This window comes from Serratia sp. CY38905 (assembly GCF_052168875.1).
Lineage (GTDB): Bacteria > Pseudomonadota > Gammaproteobacteria > Enterobacterales > Enterobacteriaceae > Serratia > Serratia sarumanii.
This window is the reverse complement of the sequence record NZ_JBJNLV010000008.1, coordinates 87,958-106,907: the sequence shown is the minus strand read 5'-3', so window position 1 is coordinate 106,907 and position 18,950 is coordinate 87,958. Positions and strand designations below refer to the sequence as shown.

The 18,950-nt window shown below is 60.5% G+C and carries 16 protein-coding genes; 9 read left to right on the top strand and 7 right to left on the bottom strand.

Annotated features, from left to right (window positions below; translation table 11 throughout):
* Positions 1–9: 9 nt before the first annotated feature.
* The 3 genes from glgC to glgP all read left to right on the top strand — a co-directional run bounded on the left by glgC (position 10) and on the right by glgP (position 5,442).
* Positions 10–1,287: a glucose-1-phosphate adenylyltransferase gene (gene glgC / locus ACJ8MK_RS17355; protein WP_004930810.1), complete on the top strand. Its 1,278-nt coding sequence runs from the start codon at positions 10–12 to the stop codon at positions 1,285–1,287.
* Between the two features lie 135 nt (positions 1,288–1,422).
* The gene (gene glgA, locus ACJ8MK_RS17350) at positions 1,423–2,853 is read left to right on the top strand and encodes a glycogen synthase GlgA (protein WP_033636333.1); all 1,431 of its coding nucleotides are present in this window, start codon (positions 1,423–1,425) and stop codon (positions 2,851–2,853) included.
* 141 nt (positions 2,854–2,994) lie between these two features.
* Positions 2,995–5,442 carry a glycogen phosphorylase gene (glgP, locus tag ACJ8MK_RS17345; RefSeq protein WP_442517926.1) on the top strand — a complete coding sequence of 816 codons (2,448 nt, stop codon included), beginning with the start codon at positions 2,995–2,997 and terminating at the stop codon, positions 5,440–5,442.
* 63 nt (positions 5,443–5,505) lie between these two features.
* On the opposite strand, the gene glpD is transcribed toward glgP, so the two are convergent.
* The 6 genes from glpD to ulaG form a co-directional block, all read right to left on the bottom strand.
* Entirely contained in the window at positions 5,506–7,014 is a 1,509-nt protein-coding gene (gene glpD / locus ACJ8MK_RS17340) for a glycerol-3-phosphate dehydrogenase (RefSeq protein ID WP_033654445.1), read from the bottom strand.
* A 247-nt stretch (positions 7,015–7,261) separates the two neighbouring features.
* Positions 7,262–8,020 carry a DeoR/GlpR family transcriptional regulator gene (locus ACJ8MK_RS17335; protein WP_004930797.1) on the bottom strand — a complete coding sequence of 253 codons (759 nt, stop codon included), beginning with the start codon at positions 8,018–8,020 and terminating at the stop codon, positions 7,262–7,264.
* Positions 8,021–8,070: 50 nt separating this feature from the next.
* Positions 8,071–8,907 (bottom strand): rhomboid family intramembrane serine protease GlpG, encoded by an 837-nt coding sequence (glpG, locus tag ACJ8MK_RS17330; protein ID WP_039569119.1) that lies wholly within the window; start codon positions 8,905–8,907, stop codon positions 8,071–8,073.
* A gap of 171 nt (positions 8,908–9,078) precedes the next feature.
* Entirely contained in the window at positions 9,079–9,405 is a 327-nt protein-coding gene (gene glpE, locus ACJ8MK_RS17325; protein WP_019455180.1) for a thiosulfate sulfurtransferase GlpE, read from the bottom strand.
* An 84-nt stretch (positions 9,406–9,489) separates the two neighbouring features.
* Positions 9,490–10,245 (bottom strand): HTH-type transcriptional regulator UlaR, encoded by a 756-nt coding sequence (gene ulaR / locus ACJ8MK_RS17320; protein WP_442517925.1) that lies wholly within the window; start codon positions 10,243–10,245, stop codon positions 9,490–9,492.
* A 112-nt stretch (positions 10,246–10,357) separates the two neighbouring features.
* Positions 10,358–11,422, bottom strand: coding sequence for an L-ascorbate 6-phosphate lactonase (gene ulaG / locus ACJ8MK_RS17315; protein ID WP_049195640.1), 1,065 nt, complete (start codon positions 11,420–11,422; stop codon positions 10,358–10,360).
* Positions 11,423–11,776: 354 nt separating this feature from the next.
* Here ulaG and ulaA point away from each other — a divergent pair, with 354 nt between their 5' ends.
* The 6 genes from ulaA to ACJ8MK_RS17285 are packed head-to-tail and all read left to right on the top strand — an operon-like array spanning position 11,777 to position 16,203.
* Complete coding sequence (gene ulaA / locus ACJ8MK_RS17310; RefSeq protein WP_033636328.1) at positions 11,777–13,174, top strand: PTS ascorbate transporter subunit IIC; 1,398 nt, start codon at positions 11,777–11,779, stop codon at positions 13,172–13,174.
* Between the two features lie 14 nt (positions 13,175–13,188).
* Positions 13,189–13,497: a PTS ascorbate transporter subunit IIB gene (gene ulaB, locus ACJ8MK_RS17305; RefSeq protein WP_033636327.1), complete on the top strand. Its 309-nt coding sequence runs from the start codon at positions 13,189–13,191 to the stop codon at positions 13,495–13,497.
* Between the two features lie 10 nt (positions 13,498–13,507).
* On the top strand, positions 13,508–13,975 hold the full coding sequence (gene ulaC / locus ACJ8MK_RS17300) for a PTS ascorbate transporter subunit IIA (RefSeq protein WP_440482691.1): 468 nt from the start codon (positions 13,508–13,510) through the stop codon (positions 13,973–13,975).
* A 16-nt stretch (positions 13,976–13,991) separates the two neighbouring features.
* Positions 13,992–14,648, top strand: coding sequence for a 3-keto-L-gulonate-6-phosphate decarboxylase UlaD (locus ACJ8MK_RS17295; RefSeq protein ID WP_033649343.1), 657 nt, complete (start codon positions 13,992–13,994; stop codon positions 14,646–14,648).
* Between the two features lie 9 nt (positions 14,649–14,657).
* A complete protein-coding gene (locus ACJ8MK_RS17290) occupies positions 14,658–15,566 on the top strand; it encodes an L-ribulose-5-phosphate 3-epimerase (protein ID WP_197803379.1) in 909 nt (302 codons plus the stop codon).
* The gene (locus ACJ8MK_RS17285; RefSeq protein WP_049195642.1) at positions 15,517–16,203 is read left to right on the top strand and encodes an L-ribulose-5-phosphate 4-epimerase; all 687 of its coding nucleotides are present in this window, start codon (positions 15,517–15,519) and stop codon (positions 16,201–16,203) included. The genes ACJ8MK_RS17290 and ACJ8MK_RS17285 overlap by 50 nt, the downstream gene beginning before the upstream one ends.
* Positions 16,204–16,206: 3 nt before the next feature.
* Here ACJ8MK_RS17285 and malT read toward each other — a convergent pair whose 3' ends face one another.
* On the bottom strand, positions 16,207–18,921 hold the full coding sequence (gene malT, locus ACJ8MK_RS17280; RefSeq protein WP_442517924.1) for an HTH-type transcriptional regulator MalT: 2,715 nt from the start codon (positions 18,919–18,921) through the stop codon (positions 16,207–16,209).
* Between the last annotated feature and the right edge of the window lie 29 nt (positions 18,922–18,950).

The following is an 18,950-nucleotide window of genomic DNA, read 5'->3' as shown; positions in this document are numbered from 1 at the left end:
GAGTCCGCTATGGTTAGGTTTGAAAATAAAGACCCCCTGATGTTGGCGCGCCAGCTGCCGATTAAATCCGTAGCGCTGATCCTAGCCGGCGGCCGCGGCTCGCGCCTGAAAGATTTGACCTCCACCCGCGCCAAGCCCGCCGTCCACTTTGGCGGCAAGTTCCGCATCATCGATTTCGCCCTGTCGAACTGCCTGAACTCCGGCATTCGCCGCATCGGCGTGATCACCCAATACCAGTCGCACACGCTGGTGCAGCACATTCAGCGCGGCTGGTCGTTTCTCAACGAGGAAATGAACGAGTTCGTCGATCTGCTGCCGGCCCAGCAGCGCCTCAGCACCGAGCATTGGTACAAAGGCACCGCCGACGCGGTGTATCAGAACCTGGACATCATCCGCCGCTATGAGGCCGAATACGTGGTGATCCTGGCGGGCGACCACATCTACAAGATGGATTACTCGCGCATGCTGATAGACCACGTCGAGAAGGGCGCCCAGTGCACCGTGGCCTGCCTGCCGGTGCCGCGCAGCGAAGCCGGCGAATTCGGCGTGATGAAGGTGGATGAAAGCGACCGCATCATCGAGTTCCTGGAGAAACCCGCCGATCCGCCGGCGATGCCGGGCAACCCGGATATGTCGCTGGCCAGCATGGGCATCTATATTTTTAATGCCGCCTACCTGTTTCAACTGCTGGAAGAGGATATGTCGACCCCCGGCTCCAGCCACGATTTCGGCAAGGATCTGATCCCGAAAATCACCGCGCAGCAGGCGGCGTGGGCGCATCCGTTTACCTTGTCCTGCGTGACCTCCAACCCCGATCTGCCGCCGTACTGGCGCGACGTGGGCACGCTGGACGCCTACTGGCGCGCCAACCTCGATCTGGCGTCGGTGACGCCGGAGCTGGACATGTACGACCGCGCCTGGCCGATCCGCACCCACATGGAGCCGCTGCCGCCGGCCAAGTTCGTGCAGGATCGCTCCGGCAGCCACGGCATGACCATGAACTCGCTGGTGTCCGGCGGCTGTATCGTCTCGGGCTCGGTGGTGGTGCATTCGGTGCTGTTCCCGCGCGTGCGAGTGAACTCGTTCTGCACCATCGACTCTACCGTATTGTTGCCGGACGTGAACGTCGGCCGTTCCTGCCGCCTGCGGCGCTGCATCATCGACCGCGCCTGCCACATTCCGGAAGGCATGGTGATCGGGGAAAACGCCGATGAGGACAGCAAGCGTTTTTATCGCTCGGAAGGCGGCATCGTGCTGGTGACGCGCGAAATGTTGTCAAAATTGTGAGTTAACGTGGGCGGCAGAACGATAGCCTGCCGCCTGATGAACGGTTCGATGGCTTGCGCAACGCGGCACGCATAACAGCGGCAAGCCTGCTTTATTTCTTATCCAGAGGCCTTCGGCCGACTTTCAGGAGTGATAATGCAGGTCTTACACGTATGTTCTGAAATGTTCCCCCTGCTGAAAACGGGTGGACTCGCAGACGTGGTTGGCGCGCTGCCGGCGGCGCAAATCGCCGAAGGCGCCGATGTTCGGGTGCTATTGCCCGCTTTCCCTGACGTACGCAACGGCATCCCCGACACCTCGCTGGTGGCGGAAATCGACTCGTTCGCCGGCCGGGTCGGCCTGCGTTACGGCACTTACCATGGCGTGGGCATCTATCTCATCGATGCGCCCTGGCTGTATGACCGGCCGGGCAGCCCGTACCACGATCAGTCCATGTACGCCTATCCCGACAACCACCGCCGCTTTGCGCTGCTGGGCTGGATGGCCTGCGAACTGGCCAAGGGGCTGGATCGCTACTGGCGGCCGCAGCTGGTGCATGCCCACGACTGGCACGCCGGCCTGAGCTGCGCCTATCTGGCCGCCAACGGCCACCCGGCGCGCTCGGTGTTTACGGTGCACAACCTGGCTTATCAAGGGCTGTTCTCCGCCCATCACGTGACCGAGCTGTGGCTGCCGGCGTCGTTTTACGATGTTTATGGCCTGGAGTTCTACGGCCAGATGTCGTTCCTCAAGGCCGGGCTGTTTTATGCCGACCACGTGACCGCCGTCAGCCCGACCTATGCGCGCGAGATCACCCGGCCGGAGTTCGGCTACGGCATGGAGGGGCTGCTGCAGGAGCGGCAGCGGCAGGGCAGGCTGAGCGGCATCCTCAACGGGGTGGACGACAACATTTGGGATCCGGCCCGCGACCCGCGGCTGAGCGCCCGCTACGACGCTGACGATCTGAAAAGCAAGGTCAAAAACAAGCTGCATCTGCAAAAGGCCATGGGGCTGAAGGTGGATGAATCGCTGCCGGTGTTCGCGGTGGTGAGCCGATTGACCAGCCAAAAAGGCCTGGATCTGGTGCTGCAGGCACTGCCTGAACTGCTGGCGCAGGGTGGGCAGCTGGCGCTGCTGGGCGCCGGCGATGCGGTGCTGCAACAGGCGTTTCTGGCCGCCGCTGCCGATTATCCCGAGCAGGTTGGGGTGCAGATCGGCTATCACGAATCCTTCTCCCACCGCATCATCGGCGGCGCCGACGTGATTCTGGTGCCGAGCCGCTTCGAGCCCTGCGGCCTGACGCAGCTCTACGGCCTGAAATACGGCACGCTGCCGCTGGTGCGCCGCACCGGCGGGCTGGCGGACACGGTGGTGGACTGCGCGCTGGAGAACCTGGCCGACGGCACCGCCAGCGGCTTCGTGTTCGACGATTGCGACGCCGTCGCGCTGGGCAACGCCATCCGCCGCGCCATGGTGCTGTGGAGCCGGCCGAAACACTGGCGCCACGTTCAGCGCCACGCCATGAGCGTGGACTTCGGCTGGCCGGTGGCGGCGAAAGAGTATTTATCGCTTTATCAACGTTTGTAGCCCGCGTTTCGCGTCTCGGGTTGACGCGCGGCGGGCAGCCGTTTGGGTTGATTGTCGGGGCGCGGCGTGCCGCGTCCATGTTCAGCGGAGCCCGCTATTCCGCGGCGAATGGCTGGGCTCCCTACAAGGGATTAAAAAGCCATGACTTCACCGTTTAGTTACACCTCACCTACGGTCAGTGTGGAAGCGCTGAAACACTCCATCGCCTATAAGCTGATGTTTATCGTCGGCAAGGATCCGGCCATCGCCAACCGGCACGACTGGCTGAACGCCGTGCTGTTCGCGGTGCGCGATCGCATGGTTGAACGCTGGCTGCGTTCCAACCGCGCCCAGCTGTCTCAAGACGTGCGGCAGGTGTATTACCTGTCGATGGAGTTTCTGATCGGCCGCACCCTGTCGAACGCGCTGCTGTCGATGGGCATCTATCAGGATATCGACAACGCGCTGAACGAAATGGGGTTGAGCCTGGGTGAACTGCTGGAAGAAGAGAACGACCCTGGCCTCGGCAACGGCGGTCTGGGCCGCCTGGCGGCCTGCTTCCTCGATTCGCTGGCGACGCTGGCGCTGCCGGGGCGCGGCTACGGCATTCGCTACGAGTACGGCATGTTCAAGCAGAACATCGTCAACGGCCAACAGATGGAGTCGCCGGACTACTGGCTGGAGTACGGCAATCCGTGGGAGTTTCCGCGTCATAACACCCGCTACAAGGTGCGCTTCGGCGGCCGCGTGCAGCAGGAGGGCGCCAAGGCGCGCTGGCTGGAGACCGAAGAGGTCGTGGCCATCGCCTACGATCAGGTGATCCCCGGTTTCGACACCGATGCCACCAACACCCTGCGGCTGTGGGGCGCGCAGGCCAGTAACGAGATCAACCTCGGCAAGTTCAACCAGGGCGATTATTTCGCCGCGGTGGAAGATAAAAACCATTCGGAGAACGTGTCGCGCGTGCTGTATCCGGACGACTCGACCTCCTCCGGGCGCGAGCTGCGGCTGCGGCAGGAGTATTTCCTGGTGTCGGCGACGGTGCAGGACATCCTCAACCGCCATTGGCTGATGCACAAAACCTTCGACAACCTGGCGGACAAGATCGCCATTCACCTCAACGACACTCACCCGGTCTTGTCGATTCCCGAGCTGATGCACCGGCTGATCGACGAGCACAAATTCAAGTGGCTCGACGCCTGGGAAGTGGTGGAGCAGGTGTTTTCTTACACCAACCACACGCTGATGAGCGAGGCGCTGGAAACCTGGCCGCTGGACATGATTGGCCGCATCTTGCCGCGCCACCTGCAGCTGATTTTCGAAATCAACGATCACTTCCTCAAGATGGTGCAGGAAGTGGCGCCGGGCGACAACGACCTGCTGGCGCGGGTCTCGATCATCGACGAAACCAACGGCCGCCGGGTGCGCATGGCGTGGCTGGCGGTGGTGGCCAGCCTCAAGGTCAACGGCGTTTCCGCCCTGCATTCCGAACTGATGGTGCAGTCGCTGTTCGCCGACTTCGCCCGGCTGTTCCCTAATCGTTTCTGCAACAAAACCAACGGGGTGACGCCGCGCCGTTGGCTGGCGCTGGCCAACCCGCCGCTGGCGGCGGTGTTGGACGACTGCATCGGCCAAACCTGGCGCACCGATCTCAGCCAGCTGAGCGAGATCAAAGCCAACGTCGATTACCCGAGTTTCCTGCAGGCGGTGCAGCGCGCCAAGCGGCAGAACAAGGAGCGGCTGGCGCTGTACATCGCCAAAACGCTCAACGTGGTGGTCAACCCGGATGCGCTGTTCGACGTGCAGATCAAGCGCATCCACGAGTACAAACGGCAGCTGCTCAACGTGTTGCACGTCATCACGCTGTATAACCGTCTGCTGGACGATCCGGAGATCGAGCGCGTGCCGCGGGTGGTGATCTTCGCCGGCAAGGCGGCCTCGGCCTACTATGCCGCCAAGCAGATCATCCGCTTGATCAACGACGTGGCCAAAGTGATCAACAACGATCCGCGCGTGCATACCCAGCTGAAGGTGGTGTTCATTCCGAACTACGGCGTCAGCCTGGCGCAGATCATTATCCCGGCGGCGGATCTGTCCGAACAGATCTCGCTGGCGGGCACCGAGGCCTCGGGCACCAGCAACATGAAGTTCGCGCTGAACGGCGCGCTGACCATCGGTACGCTGGACGGCGCCAACGTCGAGATGCGCGAGCACGTGGGGGAGGAGAATATCTTTATCTTCGGCAATACCGCCGAGCAGGTCGAGGAACTGCGCCGCAACGGTTACAACCCGCGCCAGTACTATGAGCAAGACCCGGAGCTGCATCAGGCGCTGACGCAGATCGCCACCGGCGTGTTCAGCCCGGAAGAGCCGAAACGCTATGGCAATTTGTTCGACTCGCTGGTCAACCTCGGCGATCACTATCAGCTGTTGGCGGATTACCGCAGCTACGTGGACACGCAGGACAAGGTGGACGAGGTGTATCTCAATCAGGACGAGTGGACGCGGCGCGCGGTGCTGAATATCGCCAACATGGGCTACTTCTCCTCCGATCGCACCATTCAGGAATATGCGGATGAAATCTGGCACATTCAGCCGGTGAAGCTGTAAAGCGTGCGAGGAAGAGCAAAGAAAAGGGCCGGATAACCGGCCCTTTCTTTGTTACGCTGCGGCTCAGGAAGCCAGAGACAGCGTTTTCGTTTTCGCGTGTTCCGCCAGCCAGGCTTTCACTCGCGCCTGCTGCGCTTCGTCCAGCCACATGCCCAGCTTGGTGCGGCGCCAGATGGCGTCGTCCAGCTCTACGACCCACTCTTTCTCGGTCAGGTAGCGCAGTTCGGCTTCATACAGACCGTGGCCGAAATCTTCGCCCAGATCGGCGAGGCCGTTGGCGCCGGCCAGGATCAGCTCGCTCTGGCTACCGTAGGTGCGGGCATAGCGGCGCGCCAGCGCTTCCGGCAACCAGCCGTGGGCGCGGCGCAATTTGGCCGCGTAGCCGTCGCGATCGCCGCCGATGTCACCGCCCGGCAGCGTGGCGTTTTTGGTCCACGCCGGGCCGCAGCCTGGGTAGTAGTGGGCCAGTTTTTCCATCGCGTGCTCGGCCAGCTTGCGGTAGGTGGTCAGCTTGCCGCCGAAGACCGACAGCAGCGGCGCCTTGCCTTGTTCGTCGTGCACGTCCAGCGTGTAATCGCGGGTGATCGCCTGCGGCGAATCGGATTCGTCGTCGCACAGCGGACGCACGCCGGAGTAAGTCCAGACGATGTCGTCGCGGCCCAGCTGCTTCTTGAAGTGATCGTTGTACACTTTCAGCAGATAAGCGATTTCGTTCTCGTCGATCTTCACGTCCTTCGGATCGCCTTTGTACTCCACGTCGGTGGTGCCGATGATGGAGAACTCGTCATTCCACGGGATCACGAACACGATGCGGTGGTCTTCGTTCTGCAGAATGTAAGACTGCGGCTGATCGTGTACGCGCGGCACCACGATGTGGCTGCCTTTGATCAGGCGGATGCCGTAAGGCGATTTCAGCTTCAGGCCGTCGTCGAAGAAGTTTTTCACCCACGGGCCGGTGGCGTTCACCAGGCCTTTGGCGCGCCAGGTGAAGGTTTTGCCGCTGTCGATATCGACCGCTTCCACCATCCACATGCCGTTTTCACGCCATGCGCGGGTCACTTTGGTGCGGGTGCGCACTTCGCCGCCGCGTTTTTCCACTTCCTGCGCGTTCAGCACCACCAGGCGAGCATCGTCGACCCAGCAGTCGGAATATTCGAAACCGCGCTTCAATTCAGGCTTCAGCACCGACTCTGGTCCAAAGCGCAAGCCCTTGCTGCCCGGCAGGCTGGTGCGTTTGCCCAGGTGATCGTACAGGAACAGGCCGATACGGATCATCCAGGCCGGGCGCAGGTGCGGCTGGTGCGGCAGGCGGAAACGCATTGGGAACGCGATGTGCGGCGCCAGCTTCAGCAGCACTTCACGTTCGGCCAGCGCTTCGCTCACCAAACGGAATTCGTAGTGTTCCAGGTAGCGCAGGCCACCGTGGATCAGTTTGGAACTGGCGGAAGACGTAGCACAGGCCAAGTCTTGCGCTTCCAGTAGCAGTACCGACAGCCCGCGCCCGGCAGCATCCGCCGCGATGCCGGCACCGTTGATGCCGCCACCGATAACGATCAAGTCTTTGGTTTCCACGTCATCTTCCTCCAGATGTTCGAAATAGCTCTTTCATGTTCGTTTTCGCTCATGATTGTAATCAAAAACCAACAAGCAAGCCAAGACTTAACCAAACAAAAACATTTAGGCGTGATAAAGGTAACAGTTTGGTGATGATAGGCACATAAATTATAAGGATATGGCGCGGGCGGGCAAACGGCTGTCGAAAAGGGGGCGTCGGGGGTGGGAAACGGGGCGGCGGCGCGCCCCGCGGATTAACGGCGGATCAGCACAGCTCCAGCTGCACGTCGTACTGCTCGATGATTTTCATCACGCTCGGCGGCGGCAGCTGGTCGGTAAACAGGTAGTCGATCAGGTTCATGTTGCCCAGGTTGACCATGGCGTTGCGGCCGAATTTGGAGTGGTCGGTGACCAGCATTACGCAGCGGGAATTTTCGATAATCGCGCGTTTGGTGCGCACTTCGTGATAGTCGAATTCGAGCAGCGAGCCGTCCATATCGATGCCGCTGATGCCGAGAATGCCGTAATCGAGGCGGAATTGAGAGATGAAGTCCAGGGTGGCTTCGCCCATGATGCCGCCGTCGCGGGTGCGCACTTCGCCGCCGGCCAGGATCAGACGGAAGTCTTCCTTGGCGGTCAGCAGGGTGGCGACGTTGAGGTTGTTGGTGACCACGCGCAGGTTCTTGTGGTTCATCAGCGCATGGGCCACCGCTTCCGGCGTGGTGCCGATATCGATGAACAGCGTGGCGCCGTCCGGGATCTGGCTGGCGACGCGCTGCGCGATGCGGGCCTTCTCTTCCGACCACATCACCTTGCGATCGTTATAGGCAGCGTTGACCGAGCTGGAAGGCAGCGCCGCGCCGCCGTGGTGACGCTGGATCTTGTTCTGGTCGGCCAGGTCATTCAAATCGCGGCGAATCGTTTGCGGGCTGACGTCAAAATGTTCGACCAGCTCTTCCGTGCTGACGTAACCCTGCAGGCGCACCAGCTCGATAATTGCGTCATGACGCTGTGTTTGCTTCACGATAATCCCCTAAAACGCCCGCTATGCCCGCTGGGCACAGCTCCCGGCTGTTATTGTTCGTTGTGTGCGCGATGGCGCGTATCCCAAAATGCCATCAATAACCCTAACACTAAACCGGCTACGTGTGCCGCGTTGGCGATCGACATTCCTAAAATATCGAAATATCCGGCCACCAGCCACAGCACCGAGAACGCCATCAGGCCGCGCGGCAGCATCAGGCCGCGCTCCGGCGCCCGTTCGCCCGTTAGCCACACATAGCCCATCAGCGCATAAACCACGCCCGACAGCCCGCCGAACAGCGCGCCGCTGAACAGCGATTGCGCCCAGCCGCTGAAGAAGGCCGACACCACCGCCAGCACGAACAGCTTGCCGGCGCCGAGGCGTTTTTCCATCTGGCCGCCGAGATACCACCACCACATCAGGTTAAACAGAATATGCAGCAGGGAGAAGTGCAGGAACGCATGGCTGACCCAGCGCCACAGCTGTGTGTATTGGCTGCTGTTTTGCGGCCAGGAGAGCCAGTACATCACGGTGTCGTCGCCCAGCGCCTGCATCAGAATATAGACCGCGATGCACAGCACCATCACGCCGAGCGTCAGCGGCCCGGCCTTGCTGCGCAGGGTGTGCAGATAGGATTCGCTCTGATAGTGCAGGCCGGCGTCGGTATGGCCGGTCTGCCAACTGGCGGCCTGATAACGGCGGTTGAGCGGATCGGTCAGAAACTGCTGCAGCTCGTGTTGCACCTGCTCGAGGTGAACGTCGTCGGCCAGCCAGATTTCCGCCGCCTCGCCGCTGTTGCGCAGCTCAAGCCGGATGCCCTGGGTCGCCATATAGTCGACAAAGGCCAGCGCCAGGCGCGGGTTGGATACGGCGATTACTCTAACCATTGCTCTTCCGTCGTAAGTGAATGATTTTGGCCGCGGCTTGCCCGCCGGCGACCCTGACGGCCGATTATAACGTCGAAATCCTGAGCGCTGGCAAACGGATCTGCGAAAAACCCGCGAAAACGCGCACAAAATCGAAGGGGAAGCCCGCCGACGCACGGCGGGCGGCGGGGATCAGGCAGAGGTTTCCACGTCTTGCGGATACTGGCGGGCCCAGGCCTCGAAGCCGCCGTCGATACTGTAGACCGCGTCGAACCCCTGGTGCAGCAGGTACTGCGCCGCGCTGCGGCTGCTGTTGCCGTGGTAGCACATCACCATTACCGGCCGCTCGAAGTCGTTTTGCTGCATAAAGGCCGACAGGGTGGCGTTGGTGAGGTGAAAGGCGCCCGGCGTATGCCCGGCTTCAAAACTTTGCGGATCGCGGATGTCGACCAGGGCGGCGCTGCCCTCTTTCCAGCGGGCGTACGCTTGCTCAACGTTGATCGCTTCGAACTGTTCCATACTGCTGACTGCCTCGTAATTGGGGGACGCCGCTATTGTAACCAACTCTGCGGCGTTTAAGACCAGAGCAAGGGTGTGGTTTTGTCACACCAGCAGCACTTCAACGCCCTGTTGACGCAGTTGCTCAACGATCGCCGGATTGGCAGCGCGGCCGGTGATCACCATGGCGATTTGCTCGGTGCGGCTGAACAGCATGCCGGCGCGTTGGCCGACTTTGCTGCTGTCGACCAGCACCACCAGTTTACCGACGTAGTTGAGCATCTTTTGCTCCGCCATGGCGGTCAGCATATCCGTTTTATACAAACCCTCGGCGGTAAGGCCGATACCGCTGGTGAACATCCTGTGCCCGGCGTACAGCGTCGCGTCGCCGTCCTGAGGCGCCAGGGTAATCGACTGAGTCTTGTTGTACTGGCCACCCATGATCACCACGCTGTCATGGTCCTGTTCGATCAGGTAGTTGGCCAGCGGCAGGTAGTTGGTGATCACCTGAACCGGCTTGCCGCAAATTTCACGCCCCAGCAGAAATGCGGTGGAACCGCAGTTGATCACCACGCTTTCGCCCGGCTGACAGAGTTGCGCCGCCGCTGCCGCGATGCGCATTTTTTCGTCGAGATGCTGGGTTTGGTGGATGTTGAGCGGCGTCCAGGCCGGGCGCGGGGTTTGCGTAGCTTCGGCGCCGTTGCGCACTTTGCGCAATTTGCCAATTTCATTCAGTTTGTTGATGTCCCGGCGCGCGGTGGCCGGAGAGATGTCAAACGCCGCGATCACGTCCGCCACGGAGATTTGCCCCTTGCGATGCAAGAGATCGAGAATGGCATTGTGGCGTTGGGACTCTGTCATGCGGGCTCCATCAGGGTGAGAAGAACGTCGTTGCCTTCGATTATATGCGCGCCGTTTGACGATTTGAATCATTGCCGTTCAAAAGCGCGCATCAGTATGCAACACCGGTTGATTACAAGAAAGACTTGAAGGGCAGGTCGGGTTCCTGGGTGAAACAATCATCGAACCCGCGCGGATAGTGATATTCCAGATTGTCTTTGTCCTGCGGCCAGATGAACTTGCCGCCAACCTGCCAGATAAAGGGTTTGAAACCGTACTTGAGCCGATCCTTTTTCATGTCCCACAACACGCGGATCTCCTGCGGGTCTGCCTGGAAATTCGACCAAATATCGTGGTGGAAGGGGATCACGACCTTGGCGTTCAACGATTCCGCCATGCGCAAGATGTCGGCGCTGGTCATCTTGTCGGTAATGCCGCGTGGGTTCTCGCCGTAGGAGCCGAGGGCGACATCAATGTGGTGATCGTTGCCGTGCTTGGCGTAATAGTTGGAGTAGTGAGAATCGCCGCTGTGATAAAGGTTGCCGCCCGGCGTTTTGAACAGGTAGTTGACCGCACGCAGATCCATGCCGTCCGGCAGTACGCCCGCGGCCTTTTGTTCCACCGGTAATGTGATCAGCGCCGTGCGATCGAAAGCATCCAGCGCATGAATTTCGACGTCTTTGATTTTTATCACGTCGCCAGGTTTGACGGTGATGCAGCGCGCCGGCGGCACGCCCCAGCCGATCCAGATATCCACGCAGCTTTTCGGCCCGATAAACGGGACGGATTCGGGACAGTTCTGCAACACGGCCGCCGCGACGTTCACATCGATATGGTCGTTGTGATCGTGCGTGGCCAGCACGGCGTCGAGCTGGGTGATGGCGAACGGGTCGAGTACGAATGGGGTAGTGCGCAGGTTCGGCTGCAGCTTCCGCACCCCGGCCATGCGCTGCATTTGATGGCCGGTTTTCATCAGCGGGTTGCCGTGGCTCTGCTTACCGGTGCCGCACCAAAAATCGACGCACAGATTGGCGCCTTCTTCAGACTTGAGCCAGATGCCGGTGCAGCCCAGCCACCACATGGCGAAGGTGCCGGGCGCGACTTTCTCCTGCTCTATCTCTTCGTTCAGCCAAGTGCCCCATTCGGGAAAGGTGTTCAATATCCAGGACTCGCGGGTGATGTCGTTGACTTTACTCATGGGTTTTTCCTCATTGTCGGTGATGATAAAATCATAAATAATCACATTAAGATTTTATGTGACTTGTTTTGATTGAATCTAGCATCGTTTTTTTCACCTGACAACGATCTTAACTCCCGTTAACGCCGCCTTATTCGCGTGCGACACTGCCCATGGCGCTTATGCTTCTCCTGGTTACTGCTATTAAATTCAATGGTTAATAAAATGAGTGTTGCCTAATTCATTGAATGTTAGTGGAATTGATTTTTATCTTGCGAGGTTGTTCACAAATAATCATTTATGATCTTTTTGTGATTGTTGGTGATTGATATGGTGAAAGCGTTACCTGCACGCCAACCTTTCCGGGAGAGCCGTATGGAAACCCTTTACACCATCTTCACCGTCTTTTTTAACCAGGTGATGACCAATGCGCCGCTGCTGCTGGGGCTGGTTACACTGCTGGGTTACACGTTGCTGCGCAAAAGCGCGGCGGTCATCATCAAAGGCACCATCAAGACTATTATCGGTTTCATGTTATTGCAGGCCGGCTCCGGCATCCTGACCGGCACGTTCAAACCGGTCGTGGCGAAGTTGTCCGAGGTATACGGCATCAACGGGGCGATTTCGGACACCTATGCTTCGATGATGGCCACCATCGAACGTATGGGGGACGCCTACAGCTGGGTCGGCTACGCGGTATTGCTGGCATTGGCGCTGAACATTCTCTACGTACTGCTGCGGCGTATTACCGGGATTCGTACCATCATGCTCACCGGCCACATCATGTTTCAGCAGGTCGGGCTGATCGCGGTATTTTTCTACATTCTGGGTTACGGCATGTGGACGACGGTATTGTGCAGCGCGCTATTGGCTTCACTGTACTGGGGCATCACCTCCAACATGATGTTCAAGCCGACGCAGGCGGTAACGGAAAACAGCGGCTTCTCGATCGGGCATCAACAGCAGTTCGCTTCGTGGCTGGCATACAAGGCCGCACCGTATCTCGGTAAAAAAGAGGACAGCGTGGAAGATCTGAAGCTGCCCGGGTGGCTGAACATTTTCCATGACAACATCGTGTCCACCGCCATCGTGATGACGCTGTTTTTCGGCATCATTCTGTGCTCGTTCGGCTTGGACACTCTGCAGGCGATGGCCGGTAAAACCCACTGGAGCATCTATATCCTGCAAACCGGGCTGATGTTCGCGGTGGCGATTTTCATCATCGTGCAGGGCGTGCGCATGTTCGTCGCCGAATTGACCGAGGCCTTTAACGGCATATCCCAACGTCTGATCCCCGGCGCGGTACTGGCCATCGACTGCGCCGCCATTTATAGCTTCGCGCCCAACGCCGTGGTGTGGGGTTTTATGTGGGGCACTATCGGCCAACTGATCGCCGTCGGCATACTGTTGGCGCTCGGTTCTTCCATCATGATCATTCCCGGTTTCATTCCCATGTTCTTTTCTAACGCCACCATCGGCGTATTCGCTAACCACTTCGGCGGCTGGCGCGCGGCGATGAAGATCTGTCTGGTGATGGGAATGATAGAGATCTTCGGCTGCGTGTGGGCCATCAAACTGACCGGGCTAAGCGCCTGGATGGGCATGGCGGACTGGTCGATTCTGGCGCCGCCGCTGATGCAGGGGCTGAGTCTGGGCCTGTGGTTTATGGGTGTGGTGATCGTTATCGCCCTGCTGTACATGTTCTTCGCCGGACGCACCCTGCGTGCGGAAGAAGATGCTGAAAAACAATCGGTTGAACCAGCGTCACGTTAATAGGAGTGCAGATTATGACGGTACGAATCCTGGCGGTATGCGGTTGCGGGCAAGGCAGTTCCATGATCATGAAAATGAAAGTCGACCAATTTTTAACGCAGCAAGGTGTGAATCATTCGGTCAACAGCTGTGCGGTGGGGGAATACAAATCCGAGTTGAACGGGGCCGACATCATCATCGCTTCCACCCATGTCGCCGACGAAATCGTCGTGAGCGGCAACAAATATGTGGTTGGGGTGCGCAATATGCTCTCGGCGGCGGACTTCGGCCCGAAGCTGATGGAAGTTATCGGCACGCATTTTCCGCAAGATTTGAAGCAGTAAGGAGCGAGTGATGAAGCTGAGCGATTCGTTGGCGCAAAACAACGCCATCCAGCTGCAGGCGGAGGCTACTGACTGGCGGCAGGCGGTGCGGTTGGGCGTCGATTTGCTGGTGGCTGCCGGGGTGGTGGAACCGCGCTATTTCGACGCCATTTTGGCCGGCGTCGAACGGCACGGCCCTTACTTCGTGCTGGCGCCGGGCCTGGCGATGCCGCACGGCCGGCCGGAGGAAGGGGTGCTGAAAACCGGCTTCGCCTTGGTCACCTTGAAAACGCCGGTGTGTTTCGGCGATGAGGACAACGATCCGATAGACATCTTGATCACCCTGGCGGCGGTGGACGCCAAAACGCATCAGGAGGTGGGGATCATGCAAGTGGTGAATCTGTTTGAAGATGAGGCGAACTTCGATCGCTTGCGGGCCTGTCGCCACGCGAGCGAGGTATTGGCGTTGATCGACAAAACGTCTACGGCGGCGAATTGATTGAAGGAGACAAACAATGAACACGCAGTTACCGATGTTGCAGGTGGCGCTGGATAACCTGTCCATGGCCGCGGCTTACGATACGACTCGCCTGATCGCGGCCGAAGTCGACATCATCGAAGTCGGCACTATTTTGTGCGTGGCGGAAGGCGTGCGCGCCGTGCGCGATCTGAAAGCGCTGTATCCGGATCGCATCGTGTTGGCGGACGCAAAAATCGCCGATGCGGGTCAGATTTTGGCGCGAATGTGCTTCGAGGCGCATGCCGATTGGATCACGGTGATCTGCTGTGCCGACATCAATACGGTCAAGGGCGCCCTGCAGGTGGCGCATGAGTTCGGTGGCGACGTGCAGATCGAACTGACGGGGTTCTGGACCTGGGAACAGGCGCAGGCGTGGCGTGAAGCGGGAATGGGTCAGGTGGTGTACCACCGCAGCCGCGATGCGCAGGCCGCAGGGGTCGCATGGAGCGAAGACGATATCCGCGCGGTGCGCCGCCTGAGCGAGATGGGTTTTAAGGTGACGGTCACCGGCGGTTTGGCGTTGGAAGACTTGCCACTGTTCCAGGGCATTCCCATCCACGTCTTTATCGCCGGACGCAGCATTCGCGATGCCGCCGATCCGGTCGCGGCGGCGCGGGAATTTAAATCCGTCATTGCCCAGCTGTGGGGCTGAGGAGCGGTTATGTTGCACAAATCCGTGCCGTTGGGCATCTATGAGAAAGCGTTGCCGCCGGGCGAGGACTGGCTGACGCGTCTGCAGCTGGCGGGTGAGTTGGGATTCGATTTCGTTGAAATGTCGATCGATGAAAGCGACGGCCGCCTGGCGCGGCTGGACTGGAGCGCTGAACAGCGGCTCGCCTTGGTTAGCGCCGTTGCGGCGAGCGGTGTGCGCGTCCCTTCTTTATGCCTCAGCGCCCACCGGCGTTTTCCGTTGGGCAGTGCAGACGACACCACGCGCGACCGGGGACTGGAGATCGTGCGAAAAGCTATTCGGCTGGCGCAGGATACCGGCATCCGGGTGATCCAACTGGCCGGGTATGACGTTTATTACCAGCAGTCAACTGCGCAGACCCGCGCCCGGTTCCGCGCCGGATTGGCGCAGGCGGTGGAGATGGCCAGCCGTGCGCAGGTCATGCTGGCGATGGAAATCATGGACTATCCGCTGATGAACTCGATCAGCAAGGCGCTGGGCTATGCCCACTACCTGAATAACCCGTGGTTTCAGCTTTACCCGGACATCGGCAACTTGTCTGCCTGGGACAACGATGTGCCGATGGAGCTCATGGCCGGGCGCGGACATATCGTGGCGGTACACGTTAAGGATACGCGGCCGGGGGAGTTTAAGAATGTGCCGTTCGGCGAGGGCGTGGTCGATTTCGTGCGCTGTTTCGAAACGCTGTTGCAGAGCGGCTATCGCGGCCCCTATCTGCTCGAGATGTGGAGCGAGAAAGCGGACGATCCGCTGCGGGTGGTGCGGGATGCGCGAGCCTGGGTGGTTGAACGCATGGTCGAGGCCGGGTTGGAAATAAGGGGGGAGCATGCTGGAGCAACTGAAAAGTCAGGTGTACCGAGCCAATATGGCGTTGCCTGAGCACGGGCTGGTGACCTATACCTGGGGCAATGTCAGCGGCATCGATCGGGCCAGTGGGCTGGTGGTGATCAAACCCAGCGGCGTACCTTATGAAACGATGCGGGCTGAGGATATGGTGGTGGTGAATACGCGAGGTGAGGTTGTCGAGGGGCAACTGCGGCCTTCGTCCGATACGCCGACGCATTTGGCGCTGTATCGGGCGTTCCCCCAACTCGGCGGTGTGGTGCATACGCACTCTACCCATGCCACCGCCTGGGCGCAGGCGGGTGAAGCGATACCGGCGCTCGGCACCACCCACGCCGACTATTTTTCCGGCGACATTCCTTGTACCCGCGGGCTGACGGCGGAAGAGGTGGCGCGGGAATATGAGCTGAACACCGGTCGGGTGATTATCGAAACCCTGAAAGGGCGTGAACCGCTGCACATTCCCGGCATCCTGGCGTATCAGCATGGCCCGTTCAGTTGGGGAAGGACGCCGGATGAGGCGGTGCATAACGCCGTGGTGTTGGAGGAGGTGGCGAAAATGGCGTGGATCAGCCGGGATATTAACCCCGGCCTGAAACGGATCGATGACTATCTGCTGGAAAAGCATTTCAGCCGCAAACATGGCGCCGGCGCCTATTACGGCCAGCGCTGACTCTCAGGCGCCGTACCCCATCATCTTCAACAGCTGCTGCGCTTGCTGCACCGCTTCCTGGCGATGGGCCACGCCCAGTTTCTGATACAGGTTGCGGATGTGCGTCTTGATGGTGGTGGCCGCCACGTCCAACTCGCCGGCGATCTGGTCGTTGCTGTAGCCGGAATAGATCAGCCCCAGCACCTGCCATTCGCGCTGGGTGAGCGGGCTGGTGCGGATCAGCTCCGGCACCTGCGGATGGGTCAGCAGCTTATCGACGAAATTCTCGTCAAAATGCGCGAACTTGTGCCGATGATGCTGGTTGATGTCGCGCAGGATGCGCTGGGCGCGATGCTGTTCCAGCTCCGGCAGCGTGTTGAGCTGGATCAGCTGTCGCAGCTGCTGCGCCATCGCTTCGCCCTCGATGACGAAGTGGCTGATAAAGCCGGTGCGGTTGGCCAGCGACAGCGCTTCGATCAGCGCCTGCTGCGCTTCGCCCTTGCGCTCTTGCAGCCAGTAGAGCTGGTTGCTGAGCAGCAGGTTGCGGTTGAGATCGCTCACCAGCCGCAGGCGGCGGGCGTTTTCGTTCAGCTCATCCAGCACCACGCCGGCCTCTTCATACTGGCCGAGCAGGATCTGCACCCGCGCGATGTTGCGCCACTGGCCCTGCGTGAAGTGGTTGTCCGCCATGCCGGGCTTTTCGGTGTGGCGCAGCCACTGGGCAGAGGCGGCGGTGTCGCCGGTCATCTGCCAGTGGATCACCCGCGACTTGTCGGTGTTGGTCAGCCAGTCGCGATGGTAGTGGGCGCCGTGCAGCAGGGTTTCGCAGCGCTGCAGATGGGTATTGGCGTTGTCCAGATCGCCGCGCGCCAGCGAGCATTTGGCCAGCATGGCGATGCACTGCAACTGTTGCTGCGGCTGGTAGTTCGCCAGGATTTTCAGCCCGGTGCGCGCCGCGTCTTCCGCCTCGTCCAGCCGCGACCACGACCACAGGATCTGCGCGCGAATGCGCAGCAGGAACTCGTGCATCGGCAGCTGTTCCAGGTGCTGTTCGCGGATCAGTTCGAACGCCTTGTCCTGGGTTTCGTAAGCGGCCTGCAGGAAGCCCTGGGCGATGAGGATTTCGCTCTGCTGCAGCAGCGCCCAGAGCGCGTAATGGTTGGCCTGATGACGACGCGCCATCTGCTCGGTTTGCTGCATCATCGGCAGCGCGCGCGCCAGTTCGCCCTTGCAGTGGTGCACTTCGCCGGTCACCGAGGTGGCGACGATGCGGCTGTAATAGCTGGACAGCGGCAGGAATTTCAACGCTTCGGTCGCCAGCCGCTCGGCCTCTTCCGGTTTACCGGCGTTGATCGCCACCTGGGCGCGCAAGGCGTCGAACTCGGCGTGCAGCGTTTGGTCTATCTCGATTTTCTGCTCGCGCATGGTGCGCTCGGCGCGCTCCAGCAGGGTATTGACCTCGCCGTAGCGGTGCTGGCTCTGCGCCAGCCAGGCCTGCAGCAGCGCCAGCTTGGGATTTTGGATCAGGCGCTCATAAGGCAGCGCGTTGAGGCACTCCTCCAGCAAGGCCAGTTCGCTGTGGTGGAACAGCGACCAGGCGTGTTGCAGCAGGATATCGCGCAGCATGCTGACGTCGCTGGCCGCCAGCGCATGGTGAATGGCCTCCGCCGGATACCCCAGCGCCAGCCAGCCCTCGGCGGCGGCGCGGTGCAACCCCGGCAGCTCCAGCGCCAGCTCCCACTGGCAACGCTGGCGCAGGAAAGAAGCGAACAGCGGATGGAAGTTGAACCATTCGCCGGTGTCGTCCATGCGGTGGATAAACAGCCCCTGGCGCTCCAGCTCCTCCAGCCGCTGCTGGCCGTTGTCTTCGCCGGTCAGCCGCACGATCAGCGCGTCGTTCATCGAGCGCAGCACCGAACAGCGCAGCAGGAAGGCGCGCGCCTCGGCATCGACGTGATCCAGCACTTCGTCCACCAGATAGTCGGACAGGTGGCTGGCGTTCAGCCCCGCCAGCCGCTTGGCCGACAGCTGAGCCGACGAGGCGGACTGGCGGGCCGACAGCGCGATCAGCTGCAGCGCGGTGGCCCAACCTTCGACTTCGTCGCACAGGCGGCTGCTGTCCTGCTGTTCCATCGGCGCCGCCAGGCGGCAGTCGAAGAATTGTTTGGCTTCCTGATGGGTAAACGCCAGCTGCTGCGTGCCCATTTCCAGCAGCTGATCGCGCACCCGCAGATTGGCGATGCCGAGCGGCGGCAGGGTGCGCGAGAGCAGGATCAGCGTCAGGTTTTCCGGCTGATGGCGCAGGAAGAAGCGCATGGCTTCGTGAATGGCGTCGTTGGTGATCAGATGGTAGTCGTCGATCACCAGGTACAGCGGCTGGTACCAGTCGGCCAGCTCGATAAACAGCTGGGCGAACAGCGCCGACAGGCTGGCGTACTGGTGTTTCTGGCTCAGCGCCTCGCTCTTGACGCAGCGGCCGCCGCTGGCCTGCTGCAGCGCGGCGATCAGGTAGCTGGCGAAGCGCTCCGGCTGGTTGTCGCTCTCGTCCAGCGAATACCAGCCCAGATCGGCCTTGCCGGCCGCCCATTGGGCGATCAGCGTGGTTTTTCCGTATCCCGCCGGGCAATTGACCAGTGTCAGGCGATAGTTGCCCGCGCTGGCCAGTTTGGCCAGCAGGCGATCGCGGATCACGGTATTTTGCAGCCGTACCGGGCGGCTCAGTTTTGATGGGATCAGCATAGTATTCCAGGGTATAAATCGCGGTTCCC

Bases quoted from the DNA above. Each gene is read 5' to 3' on its own strand.
- glgC (WP_004930810.1), top strand. From the start codon at position 10: ATGGTTAGGTTTGAAAATAAAGACCCCCTGATGTTGGCGCGCCAGCTG.
- glgA (WP_033636333.1), top strand. From the start codon at position 1,423: ATGCAGGTCTTACACGTATGTTCTGAAATGTTCCCCCTGCTGAAAACG.
- glgP (WP_442517926.1), top strand. From the start codon at position 2,995: ATGACTTCACCGTTTAGTTACACCTCACCTACGGTCAGTGTGGAAGCG.
- glpG (WP_039569119.1), bottom strand. From the start codon at position 8,907: ATGGTTAGAGTAATCGCCGTATCCAACCCGCGCCTGGCGCTGGCCTTT.
- glpE (WP_019455180.1), bottom strand. From the start codon at position 9,405: ATGGAACAGTTCGAAGCGATCAACGTTGAGCAAGCGTACGCCCGCTGG.
- ulaR (WP_442517925.1), bottom strand. From the start codon at position 10,245: ATGACAGAGTCCCAACGCCACAATGCCATTCTCGATCTCTTGCATCGC.
- ulaG (WP_049195640.1), bottom strand. From the start codon at position 11,422: ATGAGTAAAGTCAACGACATCACCCGCGAGTCCTGGATATTGAACACC.
- ulaA (WP_033636328.1), top strand. From the start codon at position 11,777: ATGGAAACCCTTTACACCATCTTCACCGTCTTTTTTAACCAGGTGATG.
- ulaB (WP_033636327.1), top strand. From the start codon at position 13,189: ATGACGGTACGAATCCTGGCGGTATGCGGTTGCGGGCAAGGCAGTTCC.
- ulaC (WP_440482691.1), top strand. From the start codon at position 13,508: ATGAAGCTGAGCGATTCGTTGGCGCAAAACAACGCCATCCAGCTGCAG.
- ACJ8MK_RS17295 (WP_033649343.1), top strand. From the start codon at position 13,992: ATGAACACGCAGTTACCGATGTTGCAGGTGGCGCTGGATAACCTGTCC.
- ACJ8MK_RS17290 (WP_197803379.1), top strand. From the start codon at position 14,658: ATGTTGCACAAATCCGTGCCGTTGGGCATCTATGAGAAAGCGTTGCCG.
- malT (WP_442517924.1), bottom strand. From the start codon at position 18,921: ATGCTGATCCCATCAAAACTGAGCCGCCCGGTACGGCTGCAAAATACC.